The following is a 25,222-nucleotide window of genomic DNA, read 5'->3' as shown; positions in this document are numbered from 1 at the left end:
TTATGACGGATAATAAGGGCGTGCGTGTCCTGACAATTGATGACTCCAGAACCATGCAGGGCATGTTGCGCAAGGTTTTGGAAGGTGCCGGCTACGACGTGATCCAGGGTGGAGACGGCGTTGAGGGCCTTGAAGTTCTGCAGGCAGCGAACCCGCCGCCCAAGGCCGTGATTACCGACATCAACATGCCGCGCATGGATGGTTTCGAGGTGATCGAGGCCGTGCGCAAGCTTGATCAGTACAAGCACCTGCCTGTGATTGTCCTGACAACGGAAAGCGATCCAGAAAAGAAGGCCCGTGCCCGTGAGGCTGGCGCCACAGGGTGGATTGTCAAACCGTTCAGTACTGAAAGTCTGCTGGCGGCAATCCGCCGGGTTACGGCCTGAAGGAAAGGGCGCCGGAATGAGTGGTGACATGGACGATATCCTTCTGGTTTTTTTCCAGGAGTGTGACGAACAGCTACAGGAGCTGGAACGCGGTCTGAGTGCCCTGTCTGACGGGGATTCGGATCACGAGACCATTAATGCCGTCTTCCGGGCCGTTCATTCGATCAAGGGGGGGGCTGCCTCCTTTGGTCTCGAAAATCTTGTGCGCTTTGCGCATGTGTTTGAAAGCTCTCTTGATGGCCTGCGCTCGGGGCGGATTGTCCCCACGCATGACATCATGAAGACCTTTCTCAAGGCCATGGATGTTCTGAGCGATCTGGTATCGGAAGCGCGGGGCGGGGCCGGGGTGGATCATGTCCGGGTGGCGGAAAGCCAGTCCGAACTTGAGGCGATCATCAACAGCGATGGCGCGCCCAAGCCGGCGGAAGATGTCGTGCCGCAGGATTTTGTGCCTGTGCCGATGGATTTCGTCCCGGTTCCCATGGACTTCGAGCCCATTCCCGTAGACATGGATTTCGGGTTTGATGCCCCAGAGGCAACGTCCGATCTGGTGGTGAGCTTCCGCCCGCATGACGCTATGTACGAACGTGGTGACGATGCTCGCAACCTTCTGATCGGCCTGCGTGATCTCGCGGTTGCGGTGGAAGGCGGGGCTATGACAGCCACCTGCGACACCAGTGGCCTGCCTGCTTTCAATGCGTTGTCACCTACGCGTTCCTGCCTGTCTTGGCGGGTTGCCCTGCCCGCTGCCGTGTCGGAAGAAAGTGTGCATGGTGTTTTTGACTGGGTTAGCGATGTGTGTGACTTCAGCATTACCCATGAGGGTGCTGCTGAAGAAACCCCCGCTGAACCAGAACCGGCAGCGATAGTCGCACCTGAACCGGTTGCCCCCGTGGCAGCGCCGGTTGTGGTCAGCGCTCCGGTTGCACAGGCTCCGGCCCCTGTGGTGGCTCCCGCAGCCCCCGTGCATGATGTGGCACCCGCCGCTGTTACAAACGCCATTGCAGGTAATCAACAGGCTCCGGCCCGCAAGGCCGAGCAGGTTGCCTCCATCCGTGTTGATCTGCACCGTATTGACGACCTGATGGATCTGGTGGGTGAACTGGTTATTGCTCAGGCTGCGATTGAAGCCCTGTCGCGCCGGAATGATGGTTCCATCCAGCAGGAACTGACGCAGAGCATCAACAGCATGCAGTCTCTGACGCGTGACATTCAGGATGCTGTCATGGCGGTGCGCGCGCAGCCGGTGCGTAGTGTGTTCCAGCGTATGCAGCGCGTTGTGCGTGAAGCCTGCTCCATGACCAAGAAGGACGTTGTCCTTCTGCTGGAAGGTGAAGACACCGAGGTTGACCGCACGCTGGTCGAAAAACTGACCGACCCGCTGACGCACATGCTGCGTAATGCCGTGGACCACGGTATCGAAAAGGTGGAAGACCGTCTTGCCGCGGGTAAACCGGCGGAAGGGCATATCCTGCTTTCAGCGGGGCATCGTTCTGGCCGTATCCTTATTACCATCAAGGATGATGGGGGTGGCATCAACCGTCAGCGCGTGCTGGAAACTGCCGTCAAACGCGGGATTGTGGCACCGGATGCGGTGCTGAGCGATGATGAGATCAATAACCTGATTTTCGCTCCCGGCTTTTCAACGGCGGCTACCGTATCCGACCTTTCCGGGCGCGGCGTGGGCATGGATGTTGTCAAACAGGCTATTCTCAGCCTTGGCGGCCGCGTGACCATTCAGAGCGTGCCGGGTGAGGGCACGACCTTCAGCCTCAGCCTGCCGCTGACGCTGGCCGTGCTGGATGGCATGTTGATCGAAGCCGGTGAGTCCACCATGGTCATTCCGATTTCGTCGGTGGTGGAAACCATGATGATCGACCATCGTGATGTGTATCTGCTGCCCGATGGTGGAAACATCATTTCCATCCGTGGAACCTGCATGCCGCTGATTCCGCTTGCGGCGGAACTGGGGCTGTCGAAAGCCCCCACGCAGGAGGCTCTGGCCAACGCAGTTATTCTGGTGGTCGAGAACGAATCCGGTGGTCGGGCTGCACTGGTGGTGGATGAAATCCGCGATCAGACACAGGTGGTGATCAAGAGTATCGAAAAGAACTACCGGCAGATCTCTGGCGTGTCCGCCGCCACCATTCTGGGAGATGGGAGTGTATCTCTTATTCTGGATGTACCGGCGCTGATTGGTACAGCGATCCGCAAGATAGATAACAGGCCATCGAATGTCCGCACCGGGCTGGCAGCCTGAGCGGATTTTTTGATGGGGCGCGCTGTGTTTGAGCAAGGAAGCCGGGGATGACGGAAAAAAACAAAGAAGACGGCGTGGACGCCAAGATTGTCAAAATGATCGTGTTCGCCATCGGGGATCAGGAATACTGTATTCCTATCCTGAGCGTGCGCGAAATCCGTGGGTTTGAAAAAACCACGGCCCTGCCGTTTGCCCCTCATTATGTGTGTGGCGCAATCAACCTGCGCGGCATTATTCTGACAGTTATTGATCTGGCCATTTATCTCAACATCCAGCCGCAGGCTGATAACCCGCGCCGTGTTGCGATTATTGTCGAATCTAAAAACGGCGTTGTCTGCGGCCTGCTGGTTGATCGCGTGATCGACATGGCCGACATAGACATGAACGACGTGCAGGCGGTGTCCGAGGAAAGCAGCAGCCTGAGCGGCCTTGTCATGGTTAATGACCGGATGATTGGCGTGCTGCAGCTTGAAACCGTTGTGGGTGAACTCGTTGGGGACATGGTCACCGAATGAAGTCCCTGATGCCGGGAGCGGAGACGGATTATACCGACGCTGATTTTCAACGGGTGCGCGGTATAGCCTTTGAGGAAGCGGGAATCAGCCTACCCGATTCCAAAAAAACGCTTGTTTACTCGCGTCTTTCCCGCAGGTTGCGGGAGCTGGGTTATGGCTCGTTCCAGAGTTATCTGGACTTTGTGAAAACTTCCGCTGGCAAGCCGGAGATGGAAAAGCTCATCTGCGCCCTGACCACGAATGTGACGAGCTTTTTCAGAGAAAAAAAGCACTTTGAGCACCTTGAGGCCGAAGTGCTGCCCCGCCTTGCCCGCACAGCCCGTAGTGGTGGGCGTGTGCGTTTATGGTCCGCAGCCTGTTCAACCGGGCCGGAGCCATGGAGCATGGCCATGTCCGTCATGTCGGTCATTCCTGATGCGGCCTCGCACGATGTCCGGCTACTGGCCACCGATATCAATTCCGAAGTGGTGGCTCAGGCTGCCAGCGGTACGTACCCGCCTTCAGAGACGGATGGTATCTCGGCGGAAAACCGTAAGAAATTTATGGAACCCTGTGGAGACGGTAACCTGCGCTTTACAGGGCCTATCTGCCAGTTGCCTGCTTTTCGGGTTCTGAACCTGAATGCTGAATGGCCGATCAAGGGTACATTTTCCGCCATTTTCTGCCGGAACGTGGTCATTTATTTTGACGACGAAACGCGCGAGAAATTGTGGCGTCGTCTGGCGGATCGGCTGGAGCCGGGCGGGTTCCTGTATGTCGGCCATTCGGAGCGGGTTGCCACAACCACACAGTGCCGTCTGGAACAGGTTGCCCCCACTATTTATAGAAAGGACTCGTAAACCATGGAGCAACCTGTAAAGGTTCTCGTGGTCGATGACTCACGGACAATACGCGCGCTTATCCGCCGCTCGTTTGAGCAGTACCCCCAGATTGTTATCTGTGGCGAAGCAGCTAATCCGATTGAAGCGCGCGATCTGATTATCAAGGACCAGCCCGACGTCATTACTCTGGACGTTGAAATGCCCGGTATGAATGGGCTGCAGTTTCTTGAAAAAATCATGCGCCTGCGGCCGATCCCGGTTGTTATGGTTTCAGCGTTGACCGCGCGTGGTGCCGAAACGGCCATTACCGCGTTGCAGATGGGGGCCTTTGACTGCTTTCCCAAACCAGTTTCGGTTATGGGAACAGATGCCTTTGCGGGGTTGGCACGGCTTGTTATTCAGGCGGCGCATTCTTGCCCCGGTGCACGGGCCGGGGCCTCACAAGCGGCATCAGCCAGCGCGGTGCCGCATGGTCCTGAACGGAACTGGGCCCGGGCGTTTGAACTGGTGGCCATTGGTTCTTCAACCGGCGGAGTGGAAGCACTCGAGCAGGTGCTGTCGGGTTTTCCACGGCAGAGCCCACCTATCGTGATCTGCCAGCACATGCCTGCGCTGTTTACGGCCAGTTTTTCGAACCGGCTTAATCAGAAAATCACGGCGCTTTCCATTGCCGAGGGTAAGGATGGTGAGGTTCTGAACCATGGGGATGTCAGGATTGCACCTGGCGGTGAACGGCATATGGTGGTTGAACGGCGAGATGGTCATTATATGACGCGCTTGCTGAGCGCGCCGCCAGTAAATGGCCATTGTCCTTCGGTAGACATGCTGTTCGATTCCGTGGCGGAGGCGGTAGGGCGGGAAGCTCTTGGTGTTATCCTGACCGGTATGGGGCAGGATGGTGCAGAAGGACTGCTTGCCATGCGCCGTGCAGGAGCGCAGACGATTGCTCAGGACAAGGCGTCCTCGGTAGTCTATGGCATGCCGAGGGTCGCGGCTGAAATCGGGGCGGCGGAGCATATCGTTCCCCTGAGTCAGATTGCGATGGCAGCCATGGCCATGCGGGCGCATTAATAGAACTATATGGGTGGAATACCGCCTGCGATGGCGGGAACGGCGTGTTGGCCGTAAATAAAAAACGGGAAAAGGGTTAGACAATGCCAGCGGCATCGCAGATCAGGGCTCTTATTGTTGATGACCAGTCGTCTATTCGGCAGGTCTTGGCCAATAGCCTTGCCCAGCTTGGGTTTACGAACATTGCCCAGCGTAAGGATGGCAAGGAAGCTGTCGAGTATCTTGATCAGAACCCGGCACATCTTGTTATTTCCGATTTCAACATGCCGGTTATGGATGGGCTGGCGCTGCTGAAAGCGGTGCGTGCCAACCCCAAGACCCAGAAGGTCGCCTTTATTATTCTGACCAGTGAAGCCAGCAAGGATCTGGTGCAGGAAGCCGTGAAGGCGGGCGTTAATAACTTTCTGGCCAAGCCTTATACGGTAGCGAAACTGCGTGAAGTTCTGGAAAAAGTGTTCGGGCCTATCACGTGAGGCATATTGAGGGCGCTACGACTGTTATTCAGGGGGAGGTGGTTATCTCGGATAACCCTTCCACTGTGCTTGTGACCCTGCTGGGTTCATGTATTTCAGTCTGTATGTTTGACCCGACCGCTCATGTGGGAGGGATGAACCATTTCCTCCTGCCTGGTGGCGGCGGCGGTCAGGATGGCATGGCGTTGCGCTTTGGCGTGAATTCCATGGAAATGCTGATCAATGGCATCCTGAAAGCCGGGGGCAACCGCAATACGCTGGTTTGCAAGGTATTTGGGGGGGCGGCGGTTGTTCCGTCACTCGGGCGGGTTGGCCATGAGAACTGTCATTTTGTAAAACAATACCTTGCTGATGAAGGTATAGATTGTATTTCGCATAGTCTTGGTGGTTTTCTGGCTAGGCGGGTCAGATTCTGGCCGACAACAGGCCGGGCGCAGCAGAATCTGGTGCAGGATACTCAGGCTATTGGGCGACAGGAAGAAGCCTATAACCGGCGCGAAACGGAAGCGGGCCGCAAATGGGCAAAAGAAGCAATATCCGATGTGGAACTGTTTTGAGTGCCGGGTCTGAAAAGGATGCAAAGAGAATGTCGTCTGTTATGAACACCGCTCTCCCGTCTGAAACGATTTCCGTTCAGCACGCGCTTGAAAAAGTGACGGGACTGCTCGAAACAGCTGGCGCCTCTTTTCTCGATGCACAGAATACTGTGGGTGAATGCACCAAGACACTGGTCCTGTGCGATCAGGAAGTACAGAGCCTGCAACAACTCGATGTTGCGACCCAGACTGTCGAGGCAGTCGTATCAATTTTAAAAAATATTCTGGCTGATCCCGCACTTGATCTGTCAGCAGACATGCCTCTGCCTAGCCTGTATTCAGGTGTGAAGCTGAGCGAGATTGTCAGGATTCTGAAGGGGGAGCCGGGCGATCATGTGCCGATCCCGGCTGGGGAAGTCGATCTGTTCTGACTTCCCGGCAGCTCATGCCAGTTAACTTCCGTTTTGGGCATAAGCTGCGAGAGTAAGGGCTTTATAAAGCGCCGTAAGACATGTCGCTTTCGACAACGGACGATGCTTCCAGACCCTCAAGCACATTTTGTGCAATATCGATCAGCGGGTCAAAGCTGAGCGACGGGTCAACCAATAACTTGATACCATAACGCTGCGCCTGATCGGCCAGACGTATGAATAGTTCCCGGTCTTCCAGCGGCGTGGCTGCACCTGTCTCGCTGATATTGGCTTTCATGATAATGCCCCACATCTTCTGATGCTTGTCGAGCACGGCGCTGCGTATGACAGGGTCTGTGGTGTCGCGGGCTTTTTCCAGTTCGACCAGCAGGAGCCTGAAACAGGCTGCGTCGGCCTCTCTGCCGCTAATGGCGGTTTCACTGACAGCTTGATAGGCTCTCATTGCCGGGTGGATCATCGTGTTACCATCTGTAGCCTGTTTTGCTGGCAGCTAAAGAAATGCACCAGCCTACAGAAGAAATATCCTACTCCGGCGATACTGACCAGATGGCATATAAAATTTGCGCGAGAGTACAAAAAGAAACACCCCCGGCCAAATGGCCGGGGGTGCTCCGTAACGCGCCCTAAAGCGAGTGTCGTTCTTACTGGAAGAGCGACAGGATGCTCTGGGACTGGGAGTTCGCGATCGTCAGCGACTTGATGGCCAGCGACTGCTTGGTCTGCAGCGAGGTCAGCTGAGCGCTGGCGGCAGACATGTCCGCATCGGTCAGAGCGCCAACGCCCTGAGTGATGTTGTCGGACAGCGTGGTGCCGAAGCTGGACATGCTGGAGATGATGGAGGAGTTGGAACCCAGCTTGGAAGCGATCGTGGTCATCGCGGTGATGGCCTGTTCGATCAGGGCCACCATCTGCTGAGCCGTGCTGCCAGCTGCGCCGGAAGCGAACGTCGTGGTGTTCAGGCTGTTGCCCGAGGTCACGAAGATGTTGGCGCTGGCGGCGTCGCTGGAAGCCAGACCGCTCGTCAGGCCCAGGGCGTCCGTCAGGCTGGAGCCGGAGCCAGCAGCGTAGGTGAAGGAGGTGCCCAGAGCGCCGGAGGTCATGGCGCCGGAGATTTCCGTGTGCAGGCCGCTGATGACGTTCGTGTCACCACCAAGGCTGGTCAGGTAGGTGAGGCTGGTGCCCTGGATGCCAACGCCGTCGGTGGCGCTGTTCACCAGCAGGTTAACACCGTTCAGCGTGGCGTTACGAGCGATAACGTTGATGGCGTTCAGCGTCTGCGTGATGGAGTCGCTGGTGTCGCTGATGCTGCTGCTGCTGGTCTGGTTGTTGGTCAGCGTATTGACCAGGCCCTGGATGGACTTCAGGTCGGTCAGGATGCTGCTGACGGCGGTCGTCGTGGTGTTAACAACCTGGGCGGCGAAGGTCAGGCCGGAGTTCACGGCGCTCAGGCCGGAGTTCTGACCGCTCAGCTGCTGGGAGATGGAGTAAGCAGCGGCGTTGTCAGAAGCGTTGTTGACCTTCTTACCGGTCGAAACGACGTTTTCGGTGTTGCTCAGCGAGGTCTGGGTTGCGTCCAGGGTTTCGATGGCGACCAGTGCGGAGGCGTTGGTGTTAATTGAAAGAGTCACGAGTATTCTCCATGCCAAATCGGACTGGCCCTCGCCAGTTCTTGGTCAGTAAAGCCCGAAATGGCTAAGAGAAAGTTACCAGATTTTGACTTTCATTCTGTCAGGACGAAAAAAACAAAAAAGCCCGATATTTTTTATAACGCACTGAAATAAATGGATTTTCTTATTCAAGCGGTCCGTTGGAAATGCGGACCATCAGCGTTATGGGGTTTCCGGCGGTGTCCGTTCCCACGTGAAAATTTGTCCATTTTCCGATGCCGAAAACCCATGTGCCGGAAAAACTGGCCACAAAGGGGTGGGGTTTGCAGACGGCGGCTCCATCCTGGGCCGGGGGGGCGGAGTCTTGCTGCTGGGCGCACTGCGCCAGATCCGCAGCGCTGATGGGGGCATAGATGTTGGAGTCCATCTGTGCGGTACGGCCACGTATCTGGATCGTGCCATCCACGCCGGTTTTTTCGCCTGCTGATGTGTTGCCCGTATCAGCCGTGGAAGCCCCGCGTATGACGATATCGGAAAACTTGGTGGCATCATTGGCGCAGACTTCGACAGAGGCAGCGCCAAGAAGCTGATCCTGCCCGGAATCGCCCCCTTGGCGGAGTATGCCGCGCACTTCCGCAATATGCACGGCTCCGGCGGGGCAGCGCAGTCCATCATCACCAACATTGGGAATATCGGAGTGGTGGCCAGCCATGTCTGCTGGCATGTCCTGTGCAGCTTTGCCAGTTGCATGGGCTTGCGATGCGAGCAGGCCCAGAGTGACCATGCCGCCAAGCAGGGATGCCGTGCGTATGGCTTTATACTGTGCCACGATGCCTGCGAGCGGGAGTGAATGCCTCATGCGTTTAAAATTCCTGCTTTCGAATGGCCTTGCTGGCCCGTGGTCTGCCGGGCTGGCTGTCGCGCCCTGATCGGAGTGGAGCATGTCTGTCTTGGGCGGCAGAGTACCGTATCCTGCAAAATCTTGCCATGACTATGCAGGCTAAAGGGCCGAGGGATTTGCCTGTCTTGCCGGTGGGTGTGGTCTTTGTCTGCTGTTTCGTCGCTATCACACAGGGCGGGAAAAGAGTGTGACAGTGTGGCGTGGTGGTGAAAAGACTCTGGTCTTGTGATGTCTTAATGGCTAGTTTACATGCGGTACGTATCAGGCGGGGTTTTGCCCTGCCGGTGGCGATTTTGGCGGATCAGACACAGGGCCTGAAATGATAACGAGCGACCTCGCGACGCGCAGTGTTGATGCGCTTAATGCTTACGGGCAGACACAGCAGACCCTTAATGCGTCCACCGATGGTCTGGCGGGTGATGAGGGTACGGGGTCTTCTTCCGACGTTGTTTCCAGCTTCGGTTCCGTGCTCAACGGGGCCATTCAGAGCGCGATCCAGACCCAGAAAACATCCGAAGCCCAGACAGCACTTGGTGTGTCCGGGCAGGGTAACCTGACTGATATCGCTACCTCGGTAGCAGAAGCCAAACTGACCCTGCAGAGCGTTACGACCGTGCGCGACAAGATCGTGCAGGCGTATCAGGATGTCATGAAAATGTCGATCTAAGGCATGGTTCCGTGAACCATACGGTCGATGTCCATGAAATATTGCGACAGACGCTGGTTGTTGCCGTAAAAATGGGGGCGCCGTCGCTTCTGGCGTCCCTCTGTGCTGGTGTTCTCGTCTCGCTGTTTCAGGCCATGACGCAGATCAACGAAGCAACACTTTCCTTTGTGCCGAAATTTATTGCTGCCATTGGGGCCCTGCTTCTGACAGGGTCTTTCATGTATTCCACGCTCAATACCTATGCCCACACCATTTTCGATCAGATGATTCTGGTTGGCGGTTCGTAATGGGGTGGCCAGCGCGTAAGGGGCTGGTGTGGACATGGCTATAACCTCCCTTTTTCCCGGTGGCTCCGTGGCCGAACTGGCCGCCATGTTTCTGGTGGTGCTTTGCCGGGTGAGTGCTCTGGTCATGACATCTCCCGGTCTGGGGGAGCAGACATCGCCCATGCAGGTGCGGGCAGGGGTGGCGCTCGTAACAACTTTTGCCATTCTGCCAGTCGTGCAGGACAAGCTGTCTCTAGTAACGGGGGCGGCCATACACCGCCCGTTCCTGATTGTGGCGATTATTGCGGGTGAACTGCTGTGTGGCGGGTTTATCGGCTGGCTTGCCAAGCTGATTGCGCTGGCTATGAACATCGCCATGCAGATCATCGCAGTGCTGACCGGCCTGGCCAGCGTTTTGCAGCCGGATGCTGAACTGGGGGCGGGCAGCACGGCGCTCAGCCATCTGGGCGCCTCCATGGTGCCGGTCATTTTCCTGTCTACCGGGCTTTATGTGTTGCCGCTAGCTGCTGTTGTGGGGTCTTACACCCTGTTCCCGCCCGGACAGATGCCCATGATTGACGATATGGCCAGCAGCGTAATCCGCACCACGGCGCAGAGTTTTGCTCTGGCCATGCAGCTTGCCGCACCTTTTGTGCTGATTGGCACTTTGTGGCCGGCCATGCTGGGTGTGCTTAACCGTCTGCTTCCCACGATACAGGTGTATGGCATTGCCATGCCTGCCCAGATTCTTGGGGGCGTTCTGCTGCTGGCCGTGCTGTTGCAGGTTATGTCCGGGGTCTGGCAGGAAAAAATGGGCGATCTGCTTTTGGGGTTGCCCGGTATTGGGGCAGGCCCAACGCGGCATTAGGGGCGGGCGGCCATGGCGGAAGAAGGAGCCGGCGGGGGCGAGCGGTCACAAGACCCGACAGGCAAACGGCTTGAAACCGCGCGCGAGGAGGGCAATGTTGCCCAGTCGCGCGAATTGCAGATGTTTGTTGTTCTGGCCCTGTTTCTTATGGTTTTCACCATGGAAACAGCAGAAGCGGCGCGGGTGTTTGTGCACCGTATGCGCGCGCTCATGGAACATTTTGACGGTATTCCCCAAGATAATGCCGCCATATATGGCGCAACCATGCAGGCGCTGATCGAAGGGGCGCGACTAGCCGGGCCTCTGGTTCTGGTCATTATGGTTACGGTTGTAGTCTTTGGTTTTATACAAACAGGTTTTCTGTTTAGGCCGGAAGCTGTTGCATTCGACATCACGCGCCTTTCCCCCCTGAAAGGGATCAAACGGGTATTCAGTGTCACCAATCTGGTGGAAGTGCTCAAAAGCCTGATCAAGTTCTGTGTGTTTGGTCTGCTGCTGTATGGGGTGGCCAAAGGTACGGTTCATGTTGCGCCCGAGGCTGAGCGCTGGAGCTTTACGCATCTGACATCGGAACTGGTGTCGTGGTTTCTGTACGCAACGCTCACAATTTTGGTGGTGCAGAGCGGCATTGCCCTGCTGGATGACATGTGGACCCGCTATCACCGTATGACCGGGCTGCGGATGAGCTTTCAGGATATCAAGGAAGAAACCCGGCAGACCGAGGGTGATCCGCATATCAAAGGTAAGCGGCAGCAGATTCGCCGCAGGCGGGCGCGGCAGCGTATGCTTCAGGCAGTCAAAAACGCCACGGTTGTGGTCACTAACCCGACCCATTACGCCGTGGCGCTCGAATATCAGAGCGGCACCGATACAGCCCCCCGGATCGTGGCCAAGGGTATGGATGATCTGGCGGCGCGTATCCGTATGACAGCGGAAGATGCAAAAGTGCCCGTTGTGCGTAACCCGACACTGGCTCGTGGCCTGTATACCCTGCCAGTGGATTCCGAGATCCCGCCCGAATATTTTCAACCCGTCGCGGCGATTATTGCCTACGTGATGAAGCTCAAAACCCCCGGATCTCGGGTTGTGCGACGGAATTAAGCGTTCCTGACCCGAAGGCGCAGTTTTCTGGGGGTAATGGTTAGGAAAACCTTGCGTTTCATGGCAGGCATGCTACTCACTAATCAAACGCAAGGCAGTATGTGTCGCGCTGGGAATGTTTCAGCCGCCATTCCATGCTCGTGTGGTCGGGAATCCGGTTTCTGCTTTCCCCGTGCGGGGGTGATAGTGACAGGGTAAACGGTCATTCTGCTGAAAAGCGGACGGGACGGACAGCAGCGCGCGCAAGGCAGGGACAGCTCATGTCGGTTTTCAATGCCCTTTCAACGGCCGTAAGCGGTATCAACGCGCAGTCGACCGCATTTACCAATCTCAGTAATAACATCGCCAATAGCCAGACCGTTGGCTACAAGGCGACCACAACGGCCTTTCAGGACTTTGTGGCGGGTGCGGGCGGTAACAGCGCCTCGGCCGATGTTTCCGATTCTGTCGCTGCCCTGACCATCCAGCACGTGGATAACCAGGGGACGTCCTCCACCAGCACCGATGCGCTGGCGACCTCGATTTCGGGCGACGGGCTCTTTGTCGTTTCCAAGGGAACAAGCAGCGGCCAGACCTACTACACCCGCAACGGCGAAGTGTATGAGGACAAGTCCGGTTATCTGGTCAACACCAGTGGGTATTACCTCGAAGGCTATATGGTGGATCAGTCCACCGGCACACTTGGCACAACGCTGACGCAGCTCAACGTTTCCAACGTGACGTTCAAGCCGACGGAAACCACGACCCTGACATCAACCTCCACGGTGGGTACGTCAACGGGCACGGATCAGACCTACACCACGGCTCCGACCACCGTTTATGATTCCACGGGCACGGCGCATCAGATCGGTCTGGTATGGACGCAGAGCACGTCTGATAGCTCCAAATGGACTGTGCAGGCTTATGATGCCGATGGTAGCGGGGCGATCAGCAACGCATCGCCTTCGCCCTACATCGTCACCTTCGACAGCAGCACTGGCGCCATGACGTCGGTTACGGATGCAACCGGTTCGGTTGTGGCCAATACAACCGGCACCTCTGCTGAAATTCCTATCACCGCGACGTATAACGGCGTGGCCCAGACCATCAAGCTTGATCTGGGGAGCATTGGTTCCACCAGCGGCACAGTGGTTGCGACTTCGAGCAGCGGCACGGCCAGCACGTCGCAGGGTAGCACTCTGGTTGCGGGCACCGGCAATACCCTGACCATGGATTCCACGAGTGGTGCGGTCAATATTGCTGCGGAAACCGGCACGGACGACACCTACATGACCACGCCGCTGACACTGTCTGACGGTAGCACGGTTTCGGCCCTATGGACCAAGAATACGACGACAGCCTCCACCGTGAACGACGAACAGACTTGGACCGTCAAGCTGGTGGACCCGTATTCAACCTCCACGTCTGACTCGACCACGGCTCAGGTGACGTTCAAGTCCGATGGCTCCATCGACACCATCAATGGTTCCACCACCGGCAGCATCTCCTTTACGGATTCCAGTGGCACGACCCAAACGATGAACCTGACCTCCAGTTCGGTCAAACTCGGTAGTTCTTCGCCCTATACCGATACCACTGCGATTACCAGCGACAGCATTTCCACCGGCACCTATGAAGGTGCGGAAATCACCAGCGATGGTTCCGTGATGGCGCAGTTCAGCACCGGCACGCAGCTGATTGGCAAGATCGCGCTGGCTAACTTTGCCAATGTGAACGGTCTGGAAGCTGTGGACGGGCAGGCTTATGTGGCGACAACGTCTTCAGGTAATGCGAATATTGGTGTTTCTGGCGAAAATGGCACGGGCACGCTTTCGGTCGGTTATGTTGAATCCTCAACAACCGATCTGACGAAAGATCTGTCCTCCATGATCGTGGCGCAGGAAGCTTACACGGCTAACACCAAGGTGGTGACATCAGCCAACACGATGCTTCAGGCAACGATCGCAATGATCCAGTAAGCTGGGGCTGAACGGGCGGGGGGCTTCGGGCTTTCCGCCTTGTGTCTGGTGCAGAGTAATGCGGCTTTATGCTTCGTGCAGAAGTGTAAGGCCGTTTTACATTTCCGGTTCCGAACTTTGTGCCGCTGTGAGCCGTCGTTTCATTCATGATTTAACGGTTCATGGCAGATCGAAGCCATTGAGCCCGCATGGAACTCTCGCTAGAGTGACCGTACTACATACGTGTTCTCATGATACCGGAGCCGCCCAGAAATGAGTGAAACTGTAACCGACGGCGCAGCTGCCGCTAATGCCGCGGATGCACATGCGGGTGCGGCCAAGAAAAAGAAGCTGGTCATTATCGGCGTGGTTGTGGTCGTGCTTCTTCTGCTGGTGGGCGGTGGCTTCTGGGCGAAGGACAGGTTCTTCAAATCTGTTGGCGGCACAATGGCCAGCAATAGCAAGATGGCACAGGATGCTCTGCATCCGCCGATCATTCTGGGTATCCCCACCATTGTCTCCAACCTTGATAGTGGCGATGGCAGGCCGGTTTATGTCAAACTGACCGCCAAGGTGGAAGTTGTCGGAGCCTCGAACGAGGCGGCCTTGCAGAATATCGTGCCGCAGATTCAGGATATTTTTCAGACATACCTGCACGAAACCCGCCCGCAGGATATCCGTGGCAACGGTATTTACCGGCTGCATGAAGCCATTATGCGCCGCCTGAGGGTGGAGCTGGCGCCGCTGGAAGTCAGAAACCTGTATTTTGTCGAATTCCTTGTCCAGTAGGCCCGTGGTCTTTTTGTGGGTGGGGTTTTCTGGTGCATTTGGGCTAATTTATTAAAACCGTGGCGAAAAACGACATGCAGGATGCAGAAGACACGATGGCTGGTGGCGAGCCGCATGAGGCAACCACGGATGAGGCTCATGTCGGCGCGGACACGCAGGCCTCGCATGCCGAAGAGTCTGATCATGCAGAGGCCGCAGCCTCCGCACAGGATGAGCACGATGATGCGGAGCATGATGCTGGTTCCATGAGCGGGCATGTGCTCGACCAGTCCGAAATCGACAGTCTGCTGGGCAATACGTTTTCAGCTCACCCTGTGCGTGAAGAAACAGGCATAGAGCGTATCATCAAGGCAGGGTTTGTTGCTTACGAGCGCCTGCCGATGCTCGAAATCGTTTTCGACCGGCTAGTGCGGCTCCTGTCTTCCACGCTGCGTAACTTTACCAATGACAACGTCGAAATCACGATGGAGAGCATGCGCTCCATGTGTTTTGGCGATTACATGAACACCGTTCCTTCTTCCTCGCTCTTTGCTGTGTTCAAAGCGGTGCAGTGGGAGAATTACGGGCTTGTGGTTGTTGATTCCTCGCTGTCCTATTCCATTATCGACATCCTTATGGGTGGCCCACGCGGCACCGGGCATGCCGGGCCGGAAAACCGCCCGCATACCGCCATTGAACGTGCGCTGATCGAAAAACTGATTACGCTCACGCTGGATGATCTGTCCTCGGCGTTCAGTCCTGTCTGTGCGATTGATCTGGCGTTTGAGCGCTTGGAGGTCAGTTCCCGGTTTGCGGCGATTGCCCGTGCGTCCAACGCCGTGGTCATGACCAAGCTGCATATCGACATGGAAGACCGTAGCGGCAATCTGGATCTGATTATCCCCTACGCAACACTTGAACCCGTGCGTGACCAGCTTTCCCAGCAGTTCATGGGCGAGCGGTTTGGTCGTGATTCAATATGGGAAAATCACCTGATATCCGAAATCATGGAAACGGATGTCGAGGTTTCCGCCGTGCTGGAAGAAAGAACCGTGCCGCTGGCGGAAGTGCTGGGTATCAAACCCGGTATGCAGATAACCTTCCCGCATCGCGCCGGCACGCCTATCCATGTCAGGCTCCAGTGCGGGCAGACGCAGTTGTTTCAGGGGCGTCTTGGGCAGTTGCACGGGAGTTCCGCTGTCAAGATAGAGCGGCGTCTGCTGCCGCCAGACCCGCATCTTCCGCACCCCCCGGCGCCCGATGCCCCGGCTGCAACGCCAGCCCCGGCCGAGGCCGTCGCTAAAACGGCTTAAATGCTATACGGCGCAAGGATATGTCTGTATCCGATGCGTAACCCGTCAATCCGGTCAGACTGAAGGACACCAGACAGATGCTGACACAGATCCAGATGATCATTGAGGTCGTGCTGTCGATTTTCCTGTTTTTGGGAATAGTCTACAGTTTCTATCTTGGCCGGGTGCTGTCCAACCTCAAGCGTGACCGTGAAAGCCTGCTGGGTCTGGTTGAAAAACTGGAAAGCAGCGTCAAAAGTGCTGATCAGGGCGTTGAAAAGCTGCGTATTGCAGGCGAGGTCAGCGGGCGTCCGCTCAGCCGTATGGTGGAGCAGGCTAAGCTCGCCGGGGTTGAACTCGACAGTGTGGTCAATAAGGCGGATGCCGCAGCAGACAGGCTGGAAGCACTGGTAACGCAGTTGCCGGTTCAGGAAAAAAGGCTCGAAAACCTGATCGAGAAAGCGGCTGATCTGCGTCTTGAGCAACTGCGTGAAGAAAAAACCGCAGCGCAGGAAGCCGAACAGTCTGAGGTATCGGCACCGCAGGGCGAAGAACCGCTGGAAAAGCAGGTCGGTGATCCGGCTGATGCGGAACAGCCCGTGGCAGGCAAGGCAGTGGAAGAAGCCGCGTCTGGGCAGAAAGATAAGGGCGAGACCGTTACCAAAAAAACGGATGCGGCCAGCCGGGATGGTAAAAAAGCCGCTCCTGCTGCATCGCGTAACGCTGGCGGTAATGCTGGTGGCACCACTACGGTTGCTACTGGTGGCAAGGCGGCATCGGGCAATGCACGGCTGCGCAAACGCCCGTATATGCAGATGCTGGAACAGACTTTTCTGGGCAGGCAGGGAGAGTAAGGAGCGCGCGTTACGATGCACGCTCCCGTTTTTTATTTCCTGCTGTCAGGTAAACGTATTTACCAGTAAGCGCCTATGACATGCTGGGGCTGGCTTGGCCCTGGATCAGCGCTGGCAGACCATGCGCTCCAGTCCCATTCCGCTGTATCGCGGCGGGTTTCATCGGCCATTTGCGGCATGCTGGGCAGGGTGTAATCAGGCTTGTAGTTCTGTTTATTCTGCCGTGCCTCGGCCTCAGCCGCGGAAACCAGCGTGCGGTAAGCAATGTCTGATCCCATATAGACACAACCGCAGGCGATGGGGTCCGCATAGACATAAACTGGCCCAACGGACGAGGTCCGGTATGTCAGCTCTCCGGGGGGGAGTGTATTCATCATGGCGTAGCGGGCGGTTGTATTAGCCGCATGGGCGACAAAACCAGCCGCTGACAGCTTCATCTCTTCTTTGAGATAGGGCGTGGCGGGGGAGCCTGCACATCCGGCCAGTGTCAGGCAGGCGGCAAACGCCATGCCCACAGGCCTGTAGCGCCGCTGTTCAGGCATATCAGCACGGAAATAGGTGAAGCGCATGTGAAGCTCCTCCGGGTTTCAGACCGGTGCAGACATGTCAGACAGGCTGAGTGGGGGCACGCTGACAAACGCACTGATATCCATGTAGTAACGGTTCATCAGAATACTGAGGTCAGTTGCTTCAAGCATCTGGCCGCCTAGGCAGTAATGCAGCACTTCTTCTGTATTCAGGGGCAAGCAGCTTTTGATCAGCTTGGCAGCACCTGAGGGCGAAATGGCATAGCTGCCAAAGCCGAACATCTGCACAAGGCGGAAGGGCAGGGAGGCAATGCCGACCTTGTTGAAGTCCTTGACGTGCTTTTGCACGGAATCCTGAAAATACATGGTCGTGGCATGGGTAACGCCGGGCAGCAGCTCATACTGCATGACATTGTCGCCCGCCCAGTCCCAGCAGACGATGTCCCAGTTGGCGGGCAGTTTTTCAATGATTTCCTTGCTGGCGTCCACAAAGTTACGGCACAGCACTGTGCGGTCGCTAAACACATAAGCACCGGTGCCGGAGCGCATGACCGTGCCCCAGAGCGAAACATGATTGAGCGCGCTGGCGAGCGCATCGGGGGAGAAGAGGCAGCTTTCGGCAACAAGCCCAGCCTGCTTCATGGCGGCGATATCCACGGATGTGGCGTCCAGCCCCTTGAACGGCACAATATCAGGCACATGGGCATTAAGGCGCTGGAAAGACTCGCTGCGTTCGGGAGCGCTGTCGAGGCTGATAAAAAACTTGTCCATGTATGATCCTGAAAATGCACGTAGGTAAAAAAGAAGTGGGCAGGAAAAGCTTTATACGTCGCTGCGCAGGGTCATGGCGCCCTGCGCCCGATGGTCCTGCACGTAATGACCAGACGCGGCATAGCCGGTGATGCTTTCCTGCGCGGCTTCAAGAATAAGCTGAATGACGCTGTTCTGTGTGTCGATAGCCTGCTGCAGCCTCTGCTGATTGATGGCGATCAGGCTTTTGAATTCTTCAGCCGCTTTTTCCAGATCTGCAGGGAGCGCTGTGTTTTCCTGCCCGGTTTGCGCCAGTATTTTCGTGCGCTCGACCAGAGCGCCTTCAAGCGCTGCGATTTCTTTCTGCTTTGCAGGCAGCAGTTCGGTGATTTTCTGGAACTTCAGTTCGGCCAGAAAGTCGTTTTCTTTTTCAAGAACCCGGCACACTTTCTGAAAGCTGCGCAGGATCAGGCTTTCCTGCTTGCTCAGGGTAGCGCTCATGACTGCGCCTGTTCCTGCATGGCCAGCAACTGGCGGTACACGTTGTTGGCAATGCCCAGACCGCCGCTATTGGCGATCTGCTTGCCCATTTCCTGCACCTGAAGGTCGCGGAACTGCTTTTCGCCTGCGCCGCCGCCAAACATCGAATCGGACATATCGACGGTATCGAACATAGGCTGGAGCATTTCGCCTATTGTCACGCCTTCGAAATCCACGGCCGCCTTGTGCGCCTGTTCAAGCTGGGCAGGCGTCAGGCTGGACTGGGATGAGAGCGCTTGCTGATTGTTCGACAGCGCTGAAAGAATGGCTGAACTCATGTCTTACCTCACCTCAAGGTCGGCCTGCAGCGCGCCGTCAGCCTTGATGGCCTGCAGAATGCTGATCATGTCGCGCGGGCCCATGCCAAGGGCGTTCATGCCCGAAACCAGACTGGCCAGCGTAGGCCCTTCACGCAGGATACCCAGCCGCTGCGAACTGCCCGTGCTGGCGTTGATCTGTGTGCGCGGCAGAATGGCGGTGGTGCCGTTGGAGAACGGCCCCGGCTGGGAAGCCTGCGGCGTTTCCGTAATCTGGATCGTGAGGTTGCCCTGTGCGATGGCCACCGTGCTGATACGCACATTATCACCCATGACGATGGTGCCGCTGGCTTCATCCACGATCACCTTGGCCATGGTATCGGGCTCGACCGTCAGATCGCCAATGCGGAACAGGGTCTGGGCTGGATCACGACCGGACAGGTTGATGGCGATGGTGCGGGGGTCTTCAACGCGGGCCATGTTGCGGGCAATGGAGCGGTTGATAGCCTCCACAATACGGGTCGCGGTTGTGAAATTGGGGTTGCGGAGCGAGAGATGGATGAGCCCGCCCGAACCGAGCGAGACTGGCACTTCACGTTCCACCACCGCACCATTGGCGATATGGCCGCTGGTGGGGATGTTCTGCGAGACGCTGGCCCCGGCCCCTGCGGCTGAAAACGCGTTAGTGACAAGTGAGCCCTGCGCCACGGCATAGACTTCACCATCGGCTGCCTGCAGGGGGGTAACCAGCAGCGTGCCGCCGGTCAGATCGCGGGCATCGCCCGCAGCGGAAACGGTGACGTCAATATGCCCACCCCCATGCGAGAAGGGGGGGAGTGTCGCCGTTACCATCACGGCGGCCACGTCATGGGTCTGCAACTGGATCTGCCGGTCGCGGATGTTAACGCCCAAACGGTTGAGCATGCCGATAAGCGTTTCACGGGTGAAGATCGTATTGGTCAGACGATCGCCCGAGCCGTTCAGGCCGACTACCAGGCCATACCCGACAAGCTGGTTGTCTCGCACGCCTTCATAATCGACAATGTCCTTGATACGGACAATGGCGGCTCGGGCGGGGGCTGGGGGGAGTGTAGCAGTCAGGAAAAGTGCCGCTACCAGCGCGGACAAAGCCTGTTTTGATCTGACATGAAGCCAGCGGCATGCAGTAAAACCCTGAGTGGGAGAGCAGGCGCGCTTGTGGGGGCCAATGTTCGCCTTGAGGCGATTCCTCATAGAACTGCTCACCTTTTAGCATTGCTGACCACAGCCGTTTTCATCAGGGCCACGGCTTTATTAAGATACTCGGCATGGCGCAGACATTCAATGGCTAGTTGTCCATGCGCCAGATCGGTTTCTGCCGGATACGGCGCGCGGGATGATGAAATTATTATGGCATGCCGTCTTTCTGGCTCTGGCGGCCTGAATGCTGTAAGGAAGCTGCATGTCCGTCTTCAATCCCTATTCCCGCTTCGGCCTGATGGTGCTTGGAGCGCTGCTGGCTATCGGGCAGAGTGCCGAGGCCAGATCGCCCGAGGCTATGTCGTGCATTACGGCAGCAGCGCAGGCTGAACGTGCCGAGCGCATACCCGAAGGCTTTCTGTTTGCCATGAGCAAGGTAGAGAGCGGGCGTGTTGAGGCCGATGGCGTGGTTGCGCCATGGCCATGGACCATTACTGCCGCCGGTGTGGGGCATTATTACCAGAGCAAGCAGGAGGCCGTGGCCGCCGTGCAGGCGTTCCGCGATCAGGGGGTAAACTCTCTGGATGTGGGCTGTATGCAGATCAACCTGCAACAGCACCCGGATGCTTTTCCATCGGTCGAGCTAGCGTTTGATCCGGTGCGCAACGCACAGTATGCTGGCCTGTTCCTGCGGCAGATGTACGACAAGACGGGAAGTTGGCCTCGTGCCGCCGCAGCCTATCATTCCCAGACACCGGGTGTCGGTACGCCGTATCAGTGGAAGGTGCTGGAAGCCTGGGCTGTTCCGCAGGATGGGCACGAGCCAGCCAATGCTGAGCATAAGACGGGCAGTGGGCTGCTGGCCAAGGGTTCGCCCCTGTTTAATTCGCCCGTGCTGCCAGCCGCGAGCCGTGAGCCCACGATCCTCAAGCCCTCTGAGGGGGGCGAGCAGGTGGCTTCTGATGAGCGTCCCGCTCCTGCACAGGTCTTTCACCCGTTTATGGGTATGCGGAGTTTTTCGGAGCCTGTGGCGCGTAAGCCTGCCACGGCAGGGCTGCGGGGCCGCTCTCTGGCCTCTTATCGGGCATCGCCCGTTGCGCTGGCTGTTCCTCGCAAGTTCGCAACGGACTGAGAAGCCCGCCCCCGTTTTTTAAGGGGGCAGTTTTGGAAGTTTACGGCGCTTTCCAGTTGGCTACCCATTCGTGCAGGGCAGCGCCGACTTCTTTCCATGTCGGGATAAATGACAGTTCCTTGGCGCGGAAAATCCGCATGCCGGGATACCATGGCGTGGTATCGCCTTCGTCGCGCCAGCGCCAGCAGGCATCCCTGCGGCTGACAAGCCATGTCGGGCGGCCAAGTCCACCTGCCAGATGCAGGGGCGATGTATCCACCGAAATGATCAGGTCCAGATTTTCCATGATGGCAGCCGTATCCGCCATGTCGTTCACACTGCGCATGGGGTCGGCAATGGGCTGACCTTCCCATGCCAGAATCTGCTGGTGCGGGGGGCCGAACTGGAGATTGACAAGGGTGGCGTCTAACGGTGTCAGGGCGGCGGCCATATCCTGCAGGTTGCTGGAGCGCCGCCGGTCGGTCAGGACAAATTCAGCCTTGATGCGCTGCGCACCTGCCCAGACCAACCCGATACGGGGGCGACCGGGCGGGAGCATGGCAGCGAATTTTTCGATATCGGCAGGGTCTGCCCGCAGGTAGGGAATATTGGCCGGAATGGTCTCGTCTGACACAACGCCCACAATATAGGGCAGGTCTGGAATGGGCGCCGAGCAGTCGTACCCTTCTTCGCGGTTTTCACCGAATTTGCGGATTTCTTTTACGGTGGCGCGGGGGAAGGACTGGGCGAGCAGGCGCACCAGCGGACGGGGTACGGTGATGGTGAGGTCAGCCCCGGCCTCGATCAGCCATGCGGCGGAGCGAATGAACTGGAGCGTGTCGCCAAAGCCCTGTTCTTGATACAGGATGACCCGTTTTCCCGCGACATCATCGCCCTGACGCAGGCGGGGCAGGGTGATAAACCACCACGCCTCGTTATCCACAATCGGGTCGCGCTGCGCGTAGTTGTGCCAGCCTTCCTTGAAATCTCCGGCCTTGATCTGCGAGACGGCGTAGCCAAAGGCGGGGCGCTTCTTGTCATTTGCCAGTTCCACAGCACGGCGGAACCATGGCAGCGCTTCACGCGAGCGGCCGACATTCTGCAAGGCGCAGGCCATGTTGTTGACAAGAGCGAAGGTCTCCTCGCCCGTCTGGTGCCAGAACTCTAGAATTCTGATGGCCTCATCAAGGCGGCCAGTATCTAGCAACGCTTTGGAAAGGTTCTCGCACAGGTCAGCCCGGCGTGTGGGGTTCTGTTCGATCAGTGTCGCGAACAGGCCATAGCCCTCGGCTTCCTCGCCAGTGGTAATGAGGGAATTGGCCAGAGACAGCTTGGCGGGCAGGTTATAGGGCTCGCGCTGGACGACATGGCGCATGAGAATCACCACCACATCATGCCGGGCCGTGTATTCCCACAGCATGCTGGCGGCGGCAGCGACCATGGTTGTGTCATCAAGATGCTTGCCGACAATGTCGAGAATGAGCGGAAAGGCTTCCGTGCCCCGCTGTTCCAGAAAAAGTTTAACACCAACGCCATACAGGCTGTGGGGTGTCGGATGGGCCTTCAGGTCCTCTATTTCTTTTTCGGTAACGGAAGCGGTCTCTGCGCCCGGTTGAGCCGTCATGCTTGATGTGTCCTGTCTCTGTTCGAACCGGCGGGAGGTTCGTGCTGCACCATACCATAACCGGAAGAGCATGGTTCTGTCATGGTGGTGCCGTGCGGGAAAGCGTGTGCGCCAGAGCGTAGTTCTGCATTGGTGATGGCGGCGCTTTCTGATAGGAAAAGAGTGTCCGTGTCCTGCACGGAGGTTCCATCAGCCCCGACAGGGAAGGCATGGAGCGCGCCATGATGGCACGACAGGTCATTTTAAGGGAAACGTGAAACTTGGATACAGCCGAAGGCACCCCGGCCCGGAAATCGGCTGGTAACAAGCTGGTGGCGCAGAGTACTGCCGCGCGTCAGAAGCTGGTGGACGCCTCGCGCGAATTCGGGCGGTCGGCCGGTTTGCTGCGCAATGGTGGCTGGCGCGACCTGCCGTGGAAGAGTGTTGGCAAGACGCTGATACCGGGCACCGACGTGGGGCTGGCGCTTGGCGTTCTGCTGCTGCTGTCGATCCTGATCATTCCACTGCCCACTTTCGTGCTCGATATGGGCCTGTCCGTTTCCATTACCGCCTCGGTGCTTATTCTCATGGTGGCGCTTTTCCTTGAGCGGCCACTGGACTTCACCTCTTTTCCCACGCTGCTGCTGTTGACGACACTGCTGCGTCTTTCGCTTGAAATTGCCACAACCCGTCTCATCCTCAGTCATGGTAGCGAGGGTGTTTACGCTGCCGGGCATGTGGTGGCGGCGTTTGGCGGCTTTCTGATGGGGGGCGATGTCGTTATCGGCGGGATCGTGTTCTGTATCCTGCTGGTGGTGAACTTCATGGTCATCACCAAGGGGTCGGGTCGTATTGCCGAAGTTGCGGCACGCTTCTTTCTGGACTCCATGCCCGGCAAGCAGATGGCCATTGATGCGGACCTTTCATCCGGTGCCATCAACGACCGCGCGGCCCGCCAGAAGCGTAAGGAACTGGAAGAGGAGAGCGCTTTCTACGGCGCCATGGACGGTGCAGCCAAGTTCGTGCGCGGCGATGCGATCGCAGGCATTATCATTACGGCCATTAATATTGTCGGCGGTCTGGCTATTGGCGTCCTGCGCTATGAAATGCCGCTGAGCGAGGCGGCCAGCACGTTTACCACCCTGACTGTGGGTGATGGTCTCGTCTCGCAAATTCCGGCGCTGCTGGTGTCTACCGCTGCGGGTATCGTTGTCACCAAGGGTGGCACGGATGGCTCGGCTGACGTAACGCTGGTGCGCCAGCTTGCGGGTAACCCCAAGCCTCTGGCTATGGCGGCGGTGCTGTCCGCGTGTTTTGCCCTTCTGCCGGGCCTGCCAGCGCTGCCGTTTCTGGCAATTTCTGTCGTGGCCGGTGCTGGTGCATGGATGCGCCGCAACGACCCCACCAAGGATGCCGATGGGGATGTGACGGAGGTTGCCGCTGCCCAGCCCACCACGGCCCCTATTTCCGATGTGCTCAAGCTTGACCTGCTGCGGCTTGAACTGGGCTTTGGCCTGTTGCCGCTGACAACGGGTGATAATTCGCAGCTTACGGAGCAGATCAAGGCGCTGCGCCGGACAATCGCCACCGAAATGGGCTTTGTTACGCCGCCTATCCGTATTCAGGACAACATCCTGCTGCCGCCTGAGCGGTATGTGATCAAGCTCAAGGAAATCGAGATTGGCATGGGCGAGGTCAAGCCTGGCCGTCTTATGGCCATGAGCCCTGCGGGCACAGCCCCGCCCTTGCCGGGTGATAAAACGACCGAGCCCGCTTTTGGTCTGCCTGCCGTATGGATTGATACGGCCATGAAAAACACGGCCATCGCCATGAAATGCACGGTGGTGGACCCGGCCAGTGTCATGGTTACGCATCTGAGCGAACTGGTGCGGCAGAACCTGCCTGATCTGCTGACCTATGTAGCCACGCAGGCCCTATTGGATGACCTGCCGCGCGAGCAGCAGAAGCTGGTGAATGACCTCGTGCCTTCGCAGGTGACCCTCAGCACCATTCAGCGGGTTTTGCAGTCGCTGCTGGCTGAGCGTGTCTCTATCCGCGATCTGCCGACTATTCTGGAAAGCATTCAGGAGGCCAGTGGCCTTGGTATGCGTACCGTGCCCGCCATTGCCAGTCATGTGCGCGTGCGTCTGGCGCGGCAGATCTGCAACGCGTTGATGGGGCCGGGCGGTTACATTCCCATGATTACGCTTTCCCCTGACTGGGAAAGCGAGTTTCTCACGCACCTGACCGGGCAGGGTGAGGAACGGCGTCTGGCTATGCCGCCTAGCGTGCTCAACCGGTTTGTCGCCAGCCTGCGAGAGGTCTTCAATTCTCTGGCGACCAATGGCGAGGTGCCGGTGGTTGTCGTATCCGCCCCGATGCGTGAATCCATGCGTTCGATCGTGGAGCGGGTGCGCCCGACTGTGTCGGTGCTGGCGCAGACGGAAATCTACCCCCGCGCAAAAATCAAGACGATTGCCACTATTGTATGACCTGTCGCG

27 protein-coding genes are annotated in these 25,222 nt (G+C 57.6%); 18 read left to right on the top strand and 9 right to left on the bottom strand.

The features are described from left to right. The first annotated feature begins 2 nt into the window (after positions 1–2). The 8 genes from ABF757_RS02100 to ABF757_RS02065 all read left to right on the top strand — a co-directional run bounded on the left by ABF757_RS02100 (position 3) and on the right by ABF757_RS02065 (position 6,493). Positions 3–386, top strand: a complete 384-nt coding sequence (locus tag ABF757_RS02100) for a response regulator (protein ID WP_207853509.1) — start codon at positions 3–5, stop codon at positions 384–386. Positions 387–402: 16 nt separating this feature from the next. After that, positions 403–2,646, top strand: a complete 2,244-nt coding sequence (locus ABF757_RS02095) for a chemotaxis protein CheA (RefSeq protein ID WP_415480724.1) — start codon at positions 403–405, stop codon at positions 2,644–2,646. 47 nt (positions 2,647–2,693) lie between these two features. Then, a complete protein-coding gene (locus ABF757_RS02090) occupies positions 2,694–3,161 on the top strand; it encodes a chemotaxis protein CheW (RefSeq protein ID WP_415480723.1) in 468 nt (155 codons plus the stop codon). Then, positions 3,158–4,000 carry a CheR family methyltransferase gene (locus tag ABF757_RS02085; RefSeq protein WP_415480722.1) on the top strand — a complete coding sequence of 281 codons (843 nt, stop codon included), beginning with the start codon at positions 3,158–3,160 and terminating at the stop codon, positions 3,998–4,000. Before ABF757_RS02090 ends, ABF757_RS02085 begins: the two co-directional genes overlap by 4 nt. 3 nt (positions 4,001–4,003) lie before the next feature. Beyond that, the gene (locus ABF757_RS02080) at positions 4,004–5,053 is read left to right on the top strand and encodes a protein-glutamate methylesterase/protein-glutamine glutaminase (protein ID WP_415480721.1); all 1,050 of its coding nucleotides are present in this window, start codon (positions 4,004–4,006) and stop codon (positions 5,051–5,053) included. An 83-nt stretch (positions 5,054–5,136) separates the two neighbouring features. Then, positions 5,137–5,526, top strand: a complete 390-nt coding sequence (locus tag ABF757_RS02075; protein WP_025860173.1) for a response regulator — start codon at positions 5,137–5,139, stop codon at positions 5,524–5,526. A 134-nt stretch (positions 5,527–5,660) separates the two neighbouring features. Beyond that, on the top strand, positions 5,661–6,083 hold the full coding sequence (locus ABF757_RS02070; protein WP_415480720.1) for a chemotaxis protein CheD: 423 nt from the start codon (positions 5,661–5,663) through the stop codon (positions 6,081–6,083). Between the two features lie 29 nt (positions 6,084–6,112). Further along, positions 6,113–6,493, top strand: a complete 381-nt coding sequence (locus ABF757_RS02065; RefSeq protein ID WP_415480719.1) for a hypothetical protein — start codon at positions 6,113–6,115, stop codon at positions 6,491–6,493. Positions 6,494–6,554: 61 nt separating this feature from the next. Here ABF757_RS02065 and ABF757_RS02060 read toward each other — a convergent pair whose 3' ends face one another. The 3 genes from ABF757_RS02060 to ABF757_RS02050 form a co-directional block, all read right to left on the bottom strand. Next, on the bottom strand, positions 6,555–6,950 hold the full coding sequence (locus ABF757_RS02060; RefSeq protein ID WP_025860171.1) for a flagellar biosynthesis regulator FlaF: 396 nt from the start codon (positions 6,948–6,950) through the stop codon (positions 6,555–6,557). A gap of 184 nt (positions 6,951–7,134) precedes the next feature. Then, complete coding sequence (locus ABF757_RS02055; protein ID WP_025860170.1) at positions 7,135–8,121, bottom strand: flagellin; 987 nt, start codon at positions 8,119–8,121, stop codon at positions 7,135–7,137. Positions 8,122–8,284: 163 nt separating this feature from the next. After that, the gene (locus ABF757_RS02050) at positions 8,285–8,959 is read right to left on the bottom strand and encodes a hypothetical protein (protein WP_415480718.1); all 675 of its coding nucleotides are present in this window, start codon (positions 8,957–8,959) and stop codon (positions 8,285–8,287) included. Between the two features lie 361 nt (positions 8,960–9,320). Between ABF757_RS02050 and ABF757_RS02045 the strand changes: the two genes are divergently transcribed. From ABF757_RS02045 to ABF757_RS02010, 8 genes are all read left to right on the top strand, one after another. Beyond that, a complete protein-coding gene (locus ABF757_RS02045) occupies positions 9,321–9,668 on the top strand; it encodes a flagellar hook-basal body complex protein FliE (RefSeq protein WP_415480717.1) in 348 nt (115 codons plus the stop codon). An 11-nt stretch (positions 9,669–9,679) separates the two neighbouring features. Continuing rightward, positions 9,680–9,955 (top strand): flagellar biosynthetic protein FliQ, encoded by a 276-nt coding sequence (locus ABF757_RS02040; protein WP_025860167.1) that lies wholly within the window; start codon positions 9,680–9,682, stop codon positions 9,953–9,955. Between the two features lie 34 nt (positions 9,956–9,989). Then, positions 9,990–10,802 (top strand): flagellar biosynthetic protein FliR, encoded by an 813-nt coding sequence (locus ABF757_RS02035; protein ID WP_025860166.1) that lies wholly within the window; start codon positions 9,990–9,992, stop codon positions 10,800–10,802. Between the two features lie 12 nt (positions 10,803–10,814). Next, entirely contained in the window at positions 10,815–11,903 is a 1,089-nt protein-coding gene (locus ABF757_RS02030) for an EscU/YscU/HrcU family type III secretion system export apparatus switch protein (protein ID WP_025860165.1), read from the top strand. A 260-nt stretch (positions 11,904–12,163) separates the two neighbouring features. After that, positions 12,164–13,861 (top strand): flagellar hook-basal body complex protein, encoded by a 1,698-nt coding sequence (locus ABF757_RS02025; RefSeq protein WP_025860164.1) that lies wholly within the window; start codon positions 12,164–12,166, stop codon positions 13,859–13,861. Positions 13,862–14,113: 252 nt separating this feature from the next. Continuing rightward, complete coding sequence (locus ABF757_RS02020; protein ID WP_415480716.1) at positions 14,114–14,629, top strand: flagellar basal body-associated FliL family protein; 516 nt, start codon at positions 14,114–14,116, stop codon at positions 14,627–14,629. 74 nt (positions 14,630–14,703) lie between these two features. After that, positions 14,704–15,921, top strand: a complete 1,218-nt coding sequence (gene fliM, locus ABF757_RS02015; protein ID WP_415480715.1) for a flagellar motor switch protein FliM — start codon at positions 14,704–14,706, stop codon at positions 15,919–15,921. 77 nt (positions 15,922–15,998) lie between these two features. Next, positions 15,999–16,754, top strand: a complete 756-nt coding sequence (locus ABF757_RS02010; RefSeq protein WP_415480714.1) for a DUF6468 domain-containing protein — start codon at positions 15,999–16,001, stop codon at positions 16,752–16,754. A gap of 59 nt (positions 16,755–16,813) precedes the next feature. Here the strand turns inward: ABF757_RS02010 and ABF757_RS02005 are convergent, their stop codons facing one another. Genes ABF757_RS02005 through ABF757_RS01985 form a run of 5 tightly spaced genes read right to left on the bottom strand, consistent with a single transcriptional unit; the run spans position 16,814 to position 20,061 of the window. Beyond that, on the bottom strand, positions 16,814–17,323 hold the full coding sequence (locus ABF757_RS02005; protein ID WP_415480713.1) for a hypothetical protein: 510 nt from the start codon (positions 17,321–17,323) through the stop codon (positions 16,814–16,816). 18 nt (positions 17,324–17,341) lie between these two features. Then, positions 17,342–18,052, bottom strand: a complete 711-nt coding sequence (locus tag ABF757_RS02000; protein ID WP_415480712.1) for a glycosyltransferase family 25 protein — start codon at positions 18,050–18,052, stop codon at positions 17,342–17,344. A 51-nt stretch (positions 18,053–18,103) separates the two neighbouring features. Next, positions 18,104–18,532 (bottom strand): flagellar protein FlgN, encoded by a 429-nt coding sequence (locus ABF757_RS01995; RefSeq protein WP_025860161.1) that lies wholly within the window; start codon positions 18,530–18,532, stop codon positions 18,104–18,106. Then, positions 18,529–18,849 carry a rod-binding protein gene (locus ABF757_RS01990; RefSeq protein ID WP_025860160.1) on the bottom strand — a complete coding sequence of 107 codons (321 nt, stop codon included), beginning with the start codon at positions 18,847–18,849 and terminating at the stop codon, positions 18,529–18,531. The genes ABF757_RS01995 and ABF757_RS01990 overlap by 4 nt, the downstream gene beginning before the upstream one ends. A gap of 3 nt (positions 18,850–18,852) precedes the next feature. Continuing rightward, positions 18,853–20,061 (bottom strand): flagellar basal body P-ring protein FlgI, encoded by a 1,209-nt coding sequence (locus ABF757_RS01985; protein ID WP_415480711.1) that lies wholly within the window; start codon positions 20,059–20,061, stop codon positions 18,853–18,855. A 208-nt stretch (positions 20,062–20,269) separates the two neighbouring features. On the opposite strand from ABF757_RS01985, the gene ABF757_RS01980 reads away from it, so the two are divergent. Then, positions 20,270–21,139, top strand: coding sequence for a transglycosylase SLT domain-containing protein (locus ABF757_RS01980; RefSeq protein ID WP_415480710.1), 870 nt, complete (start codon positions 20,270–20,272; stop codon positions 21,137–21,139). Positions 21,140–21,179: 40 nt separating this feature from the next. Here the strand turns inward: ABF757_RS01980 and ABF757_RS01975 are convergent, their stop codons facing one another. Further along, positions 21,180–22,742: a glycosyltransferase family 9 protein gene (locus tag ABF757_RS01975; RefSeq protein ID WP_415480709.1), complete on the bottom strand. Its 1,563-nt coding sequence runs from the start codon at positions 22,740–22,742 to the stop codon at positions 21,180–21,182. 383 nt (positions 22,743–23,125) lie between these two features. On the opposite strand from ABF757_RS01975, the gene flhA reads away from it, so the two are divergent. Further along, the gene (gene flhA / locus ABF757_RS01970) at positions 23,126–25,213 is read left to right on the top strand and encodes a flagellar biosynthesis protein FlhA (RefSeq protein ID WP_408735023.1); all 2,088 of its coding nucleotides are present in this window, start codon (positions 23,126–23,128) and stop codon (positions 25,211–25,213) included. Positions 25,214–25,222 lie beyond the last annotated feature (9 nt).

The sequence above is a fragment of the Acetobacter papayae genome, from assembly GCF_047721125.1.
GTDB lineage: Bacteria > Pseudomonadota > Alphaproteobacteria > Acetobacterales > Acetobacteraceae > Acetobacter > Acetobacter papayae.
Note: the sequence above shows the minus strand (reverse complement) of the source record. Positions and strands in the feature narration are given on the sequence as shown.

What these genes read in the sequence shown, in the direction of transcription:
- ABF757_RS02100 (WP_207853509.1), top strand. Translation starts at nt 3, where the DNA reads ATGACGGATAATAAGGGCGTGCGTGTCCTGACAATTGATGACTCCAGA.
- ABF757_RS02095 (WP_415480724.1), top strand. Translation starts at nt 403, where the DNA reads ATGAGTGGTGACATGGACGATATCCTTCTGGTTTTTTTCCAGGAGTGT.
- ABF757_RS02090 (WP_415480723.1), top strand. Translation starts at nt 2,694, where the DNA reads ATGACGGAAAAAAACAAAGAAGACGGCGTGGACGCCAAGATTGTCAAA.
- ABF757_RS02085 (WP_415480722.1), top strand. Translation starts at nt 3,158, where the DNA reads ATGAAGTCCCTGATGCCGGGAGCGGAGACGGATTATACCGACGCTGAT.
- ABF757_RS02080 (WP_415480721.1), top strand. Translation starts at nt 4,004, where the DNA reads ATGGAGCAACCTGTAAAGGTTCTCGTGGTCGATGACTCACGGACAATA.
- ABF757_RS02075 (WP_025860173.1), top strand. Translation starts at nt 5,137, where the DNA reads ATGCCAGCGGCATCGCAGATCAGGGCTCTTATTGTTGATGACCAGTCG.
- ABF757_RS02070 (WP_415480720.1), top strand. Translation starts at nt 5,661, where the DNA reads ATGAACCATTTCCTCCTGCCTGGTGGCGGCGGCGGTCAGGATGGCATG.
- ABF757_RS02065 (WP_415480719.1), top strand. Translation starts at nt 6,113, where the DNA reads ATGTCGTCTGTTATGAACACCGCTCTCCCGTCTGAAACGATTTCCGTT.
- ABF757_RS02060 (WP_025860171.1), bottom strand. Translation starts at nt 6,950, where the DNA reads ATGATCCACCCGGCAATGAGAGCCTATCAAGCTGTCAGTGAAACCGCC.
- ABF757_RS02050 (WP_415480718.1), bottom strand. Translation starts at nt 8,959, where the DNA reads ATGAGGCATTCACTCCCGCTCGCAGGCATCGTGGCACAGTATAAAGCC.
- ABF757_RS02045 (WP_415480717.1), top strand. Translation starts at nt 9,321, where the DNA reads ATGATAACGAGCGACCTCGCGACGCGCAGTGTTGATGCGCTTAATGCT.
- ABF757_RS02035 (WP_025860166.1), top strand. Translation starts at nt 9,990, where the DNA reads ATGGCTATAACCTCCCTTTTTCCCGGTGGCTCCGTGGCCGAACTGGCC.
- ABF757_RS02030 (WP_025860165.1), top strand. Translation starts at nt 10,815, where the DNA reads ATGGCGGAAGAAGGAGCCGGCGGGGGCGAGCGGTCACAAGACCCGACA.
- ABF757_RS02025 (WP_025860164.1), top strand. Translation starts at nt 12,164, where the DNA reads ATGTCGGTTTTCAATGCCCTTTCAACGGCCGTAAGCGGTATCAACGCG.
- ABF757_RS02020 (WP_415480716.1), top strand. Translation starts at nt 14,114, where the DNA reads ATGAGTGAAACTGTAACCGACGGCGCAGCTGCCGCTAATGCCGCGGAT.
- fliM (WP_415480715.1), top strand. Translation starts at nt 14,704, where the DNA reads ATGCAGGATGCAGAAGACACGATGGCTGGTGGCGAGCCGCATGAGGCA.
- ABF757_RS02010 (WP_415480714.1), top strand. Translation starts at nt 15,999, where the DNA reads ATGCTGACACAGATCCAGATGATCATTGAGGTCGTGCTGTCGATTTTC.
- ABF757_RS02005 (WP_415480713.1), bottom strand. Translation starts at nt 17,323, where the DNA reads ATGCGCTTCACCTATTTCCGTGCTGATATGCCTGAACAGCGGCGCTAC.
- ABF757_RS02000 (WP_415480712.1), bottom strand. Translation starts at nt 18,052, where the DNA reads ATGGACAAGTTTTTTATCAGCCTCGACAGCGCTCCCGAACGCAGCGAG.
- ABF757_RS01995 (WP_025860161.1), bottom strand. Translation starts at nt 18,532, where the DNA reads ATGAGCGCTACCCTGAGCAAGCAGGAAAGCCTGATCCTGCGCAGCTTT.
- ABF757_RS01990 (WP_025860160.1), bottom strand. Translation starts at nt 18,849, where the DNA reads ATGAGTTCAGCCATTCTTTCAGCGCTGTCGAACAATCAGCAAGCGCTC.
- ABF757_RS01985 (WP_415480711.1), bottom strand. Translation starts at nt 20,061, where the DNA reads ATGAGGAATCGCCTCAAGGCGAACATTGGCCCCCACAAGCGCGCCTGC.
- ABF757_RS01980 (WP_415480710.1), top strand. Translation starts at nt 20,270, where the DNA reads ATGTCCGTCTTCAATCCCTATTCCCGCTTCGGCCTGATGGTGCTTGGA.
- ABF757_RS01975 (WP_415480709.1), bottom strand. Translation starts at nt 22,742, where the DNA reads ATGACGGCTCAACCGGGCGCAGAGACCGCTTCCGTTACCGAAAAAGAA.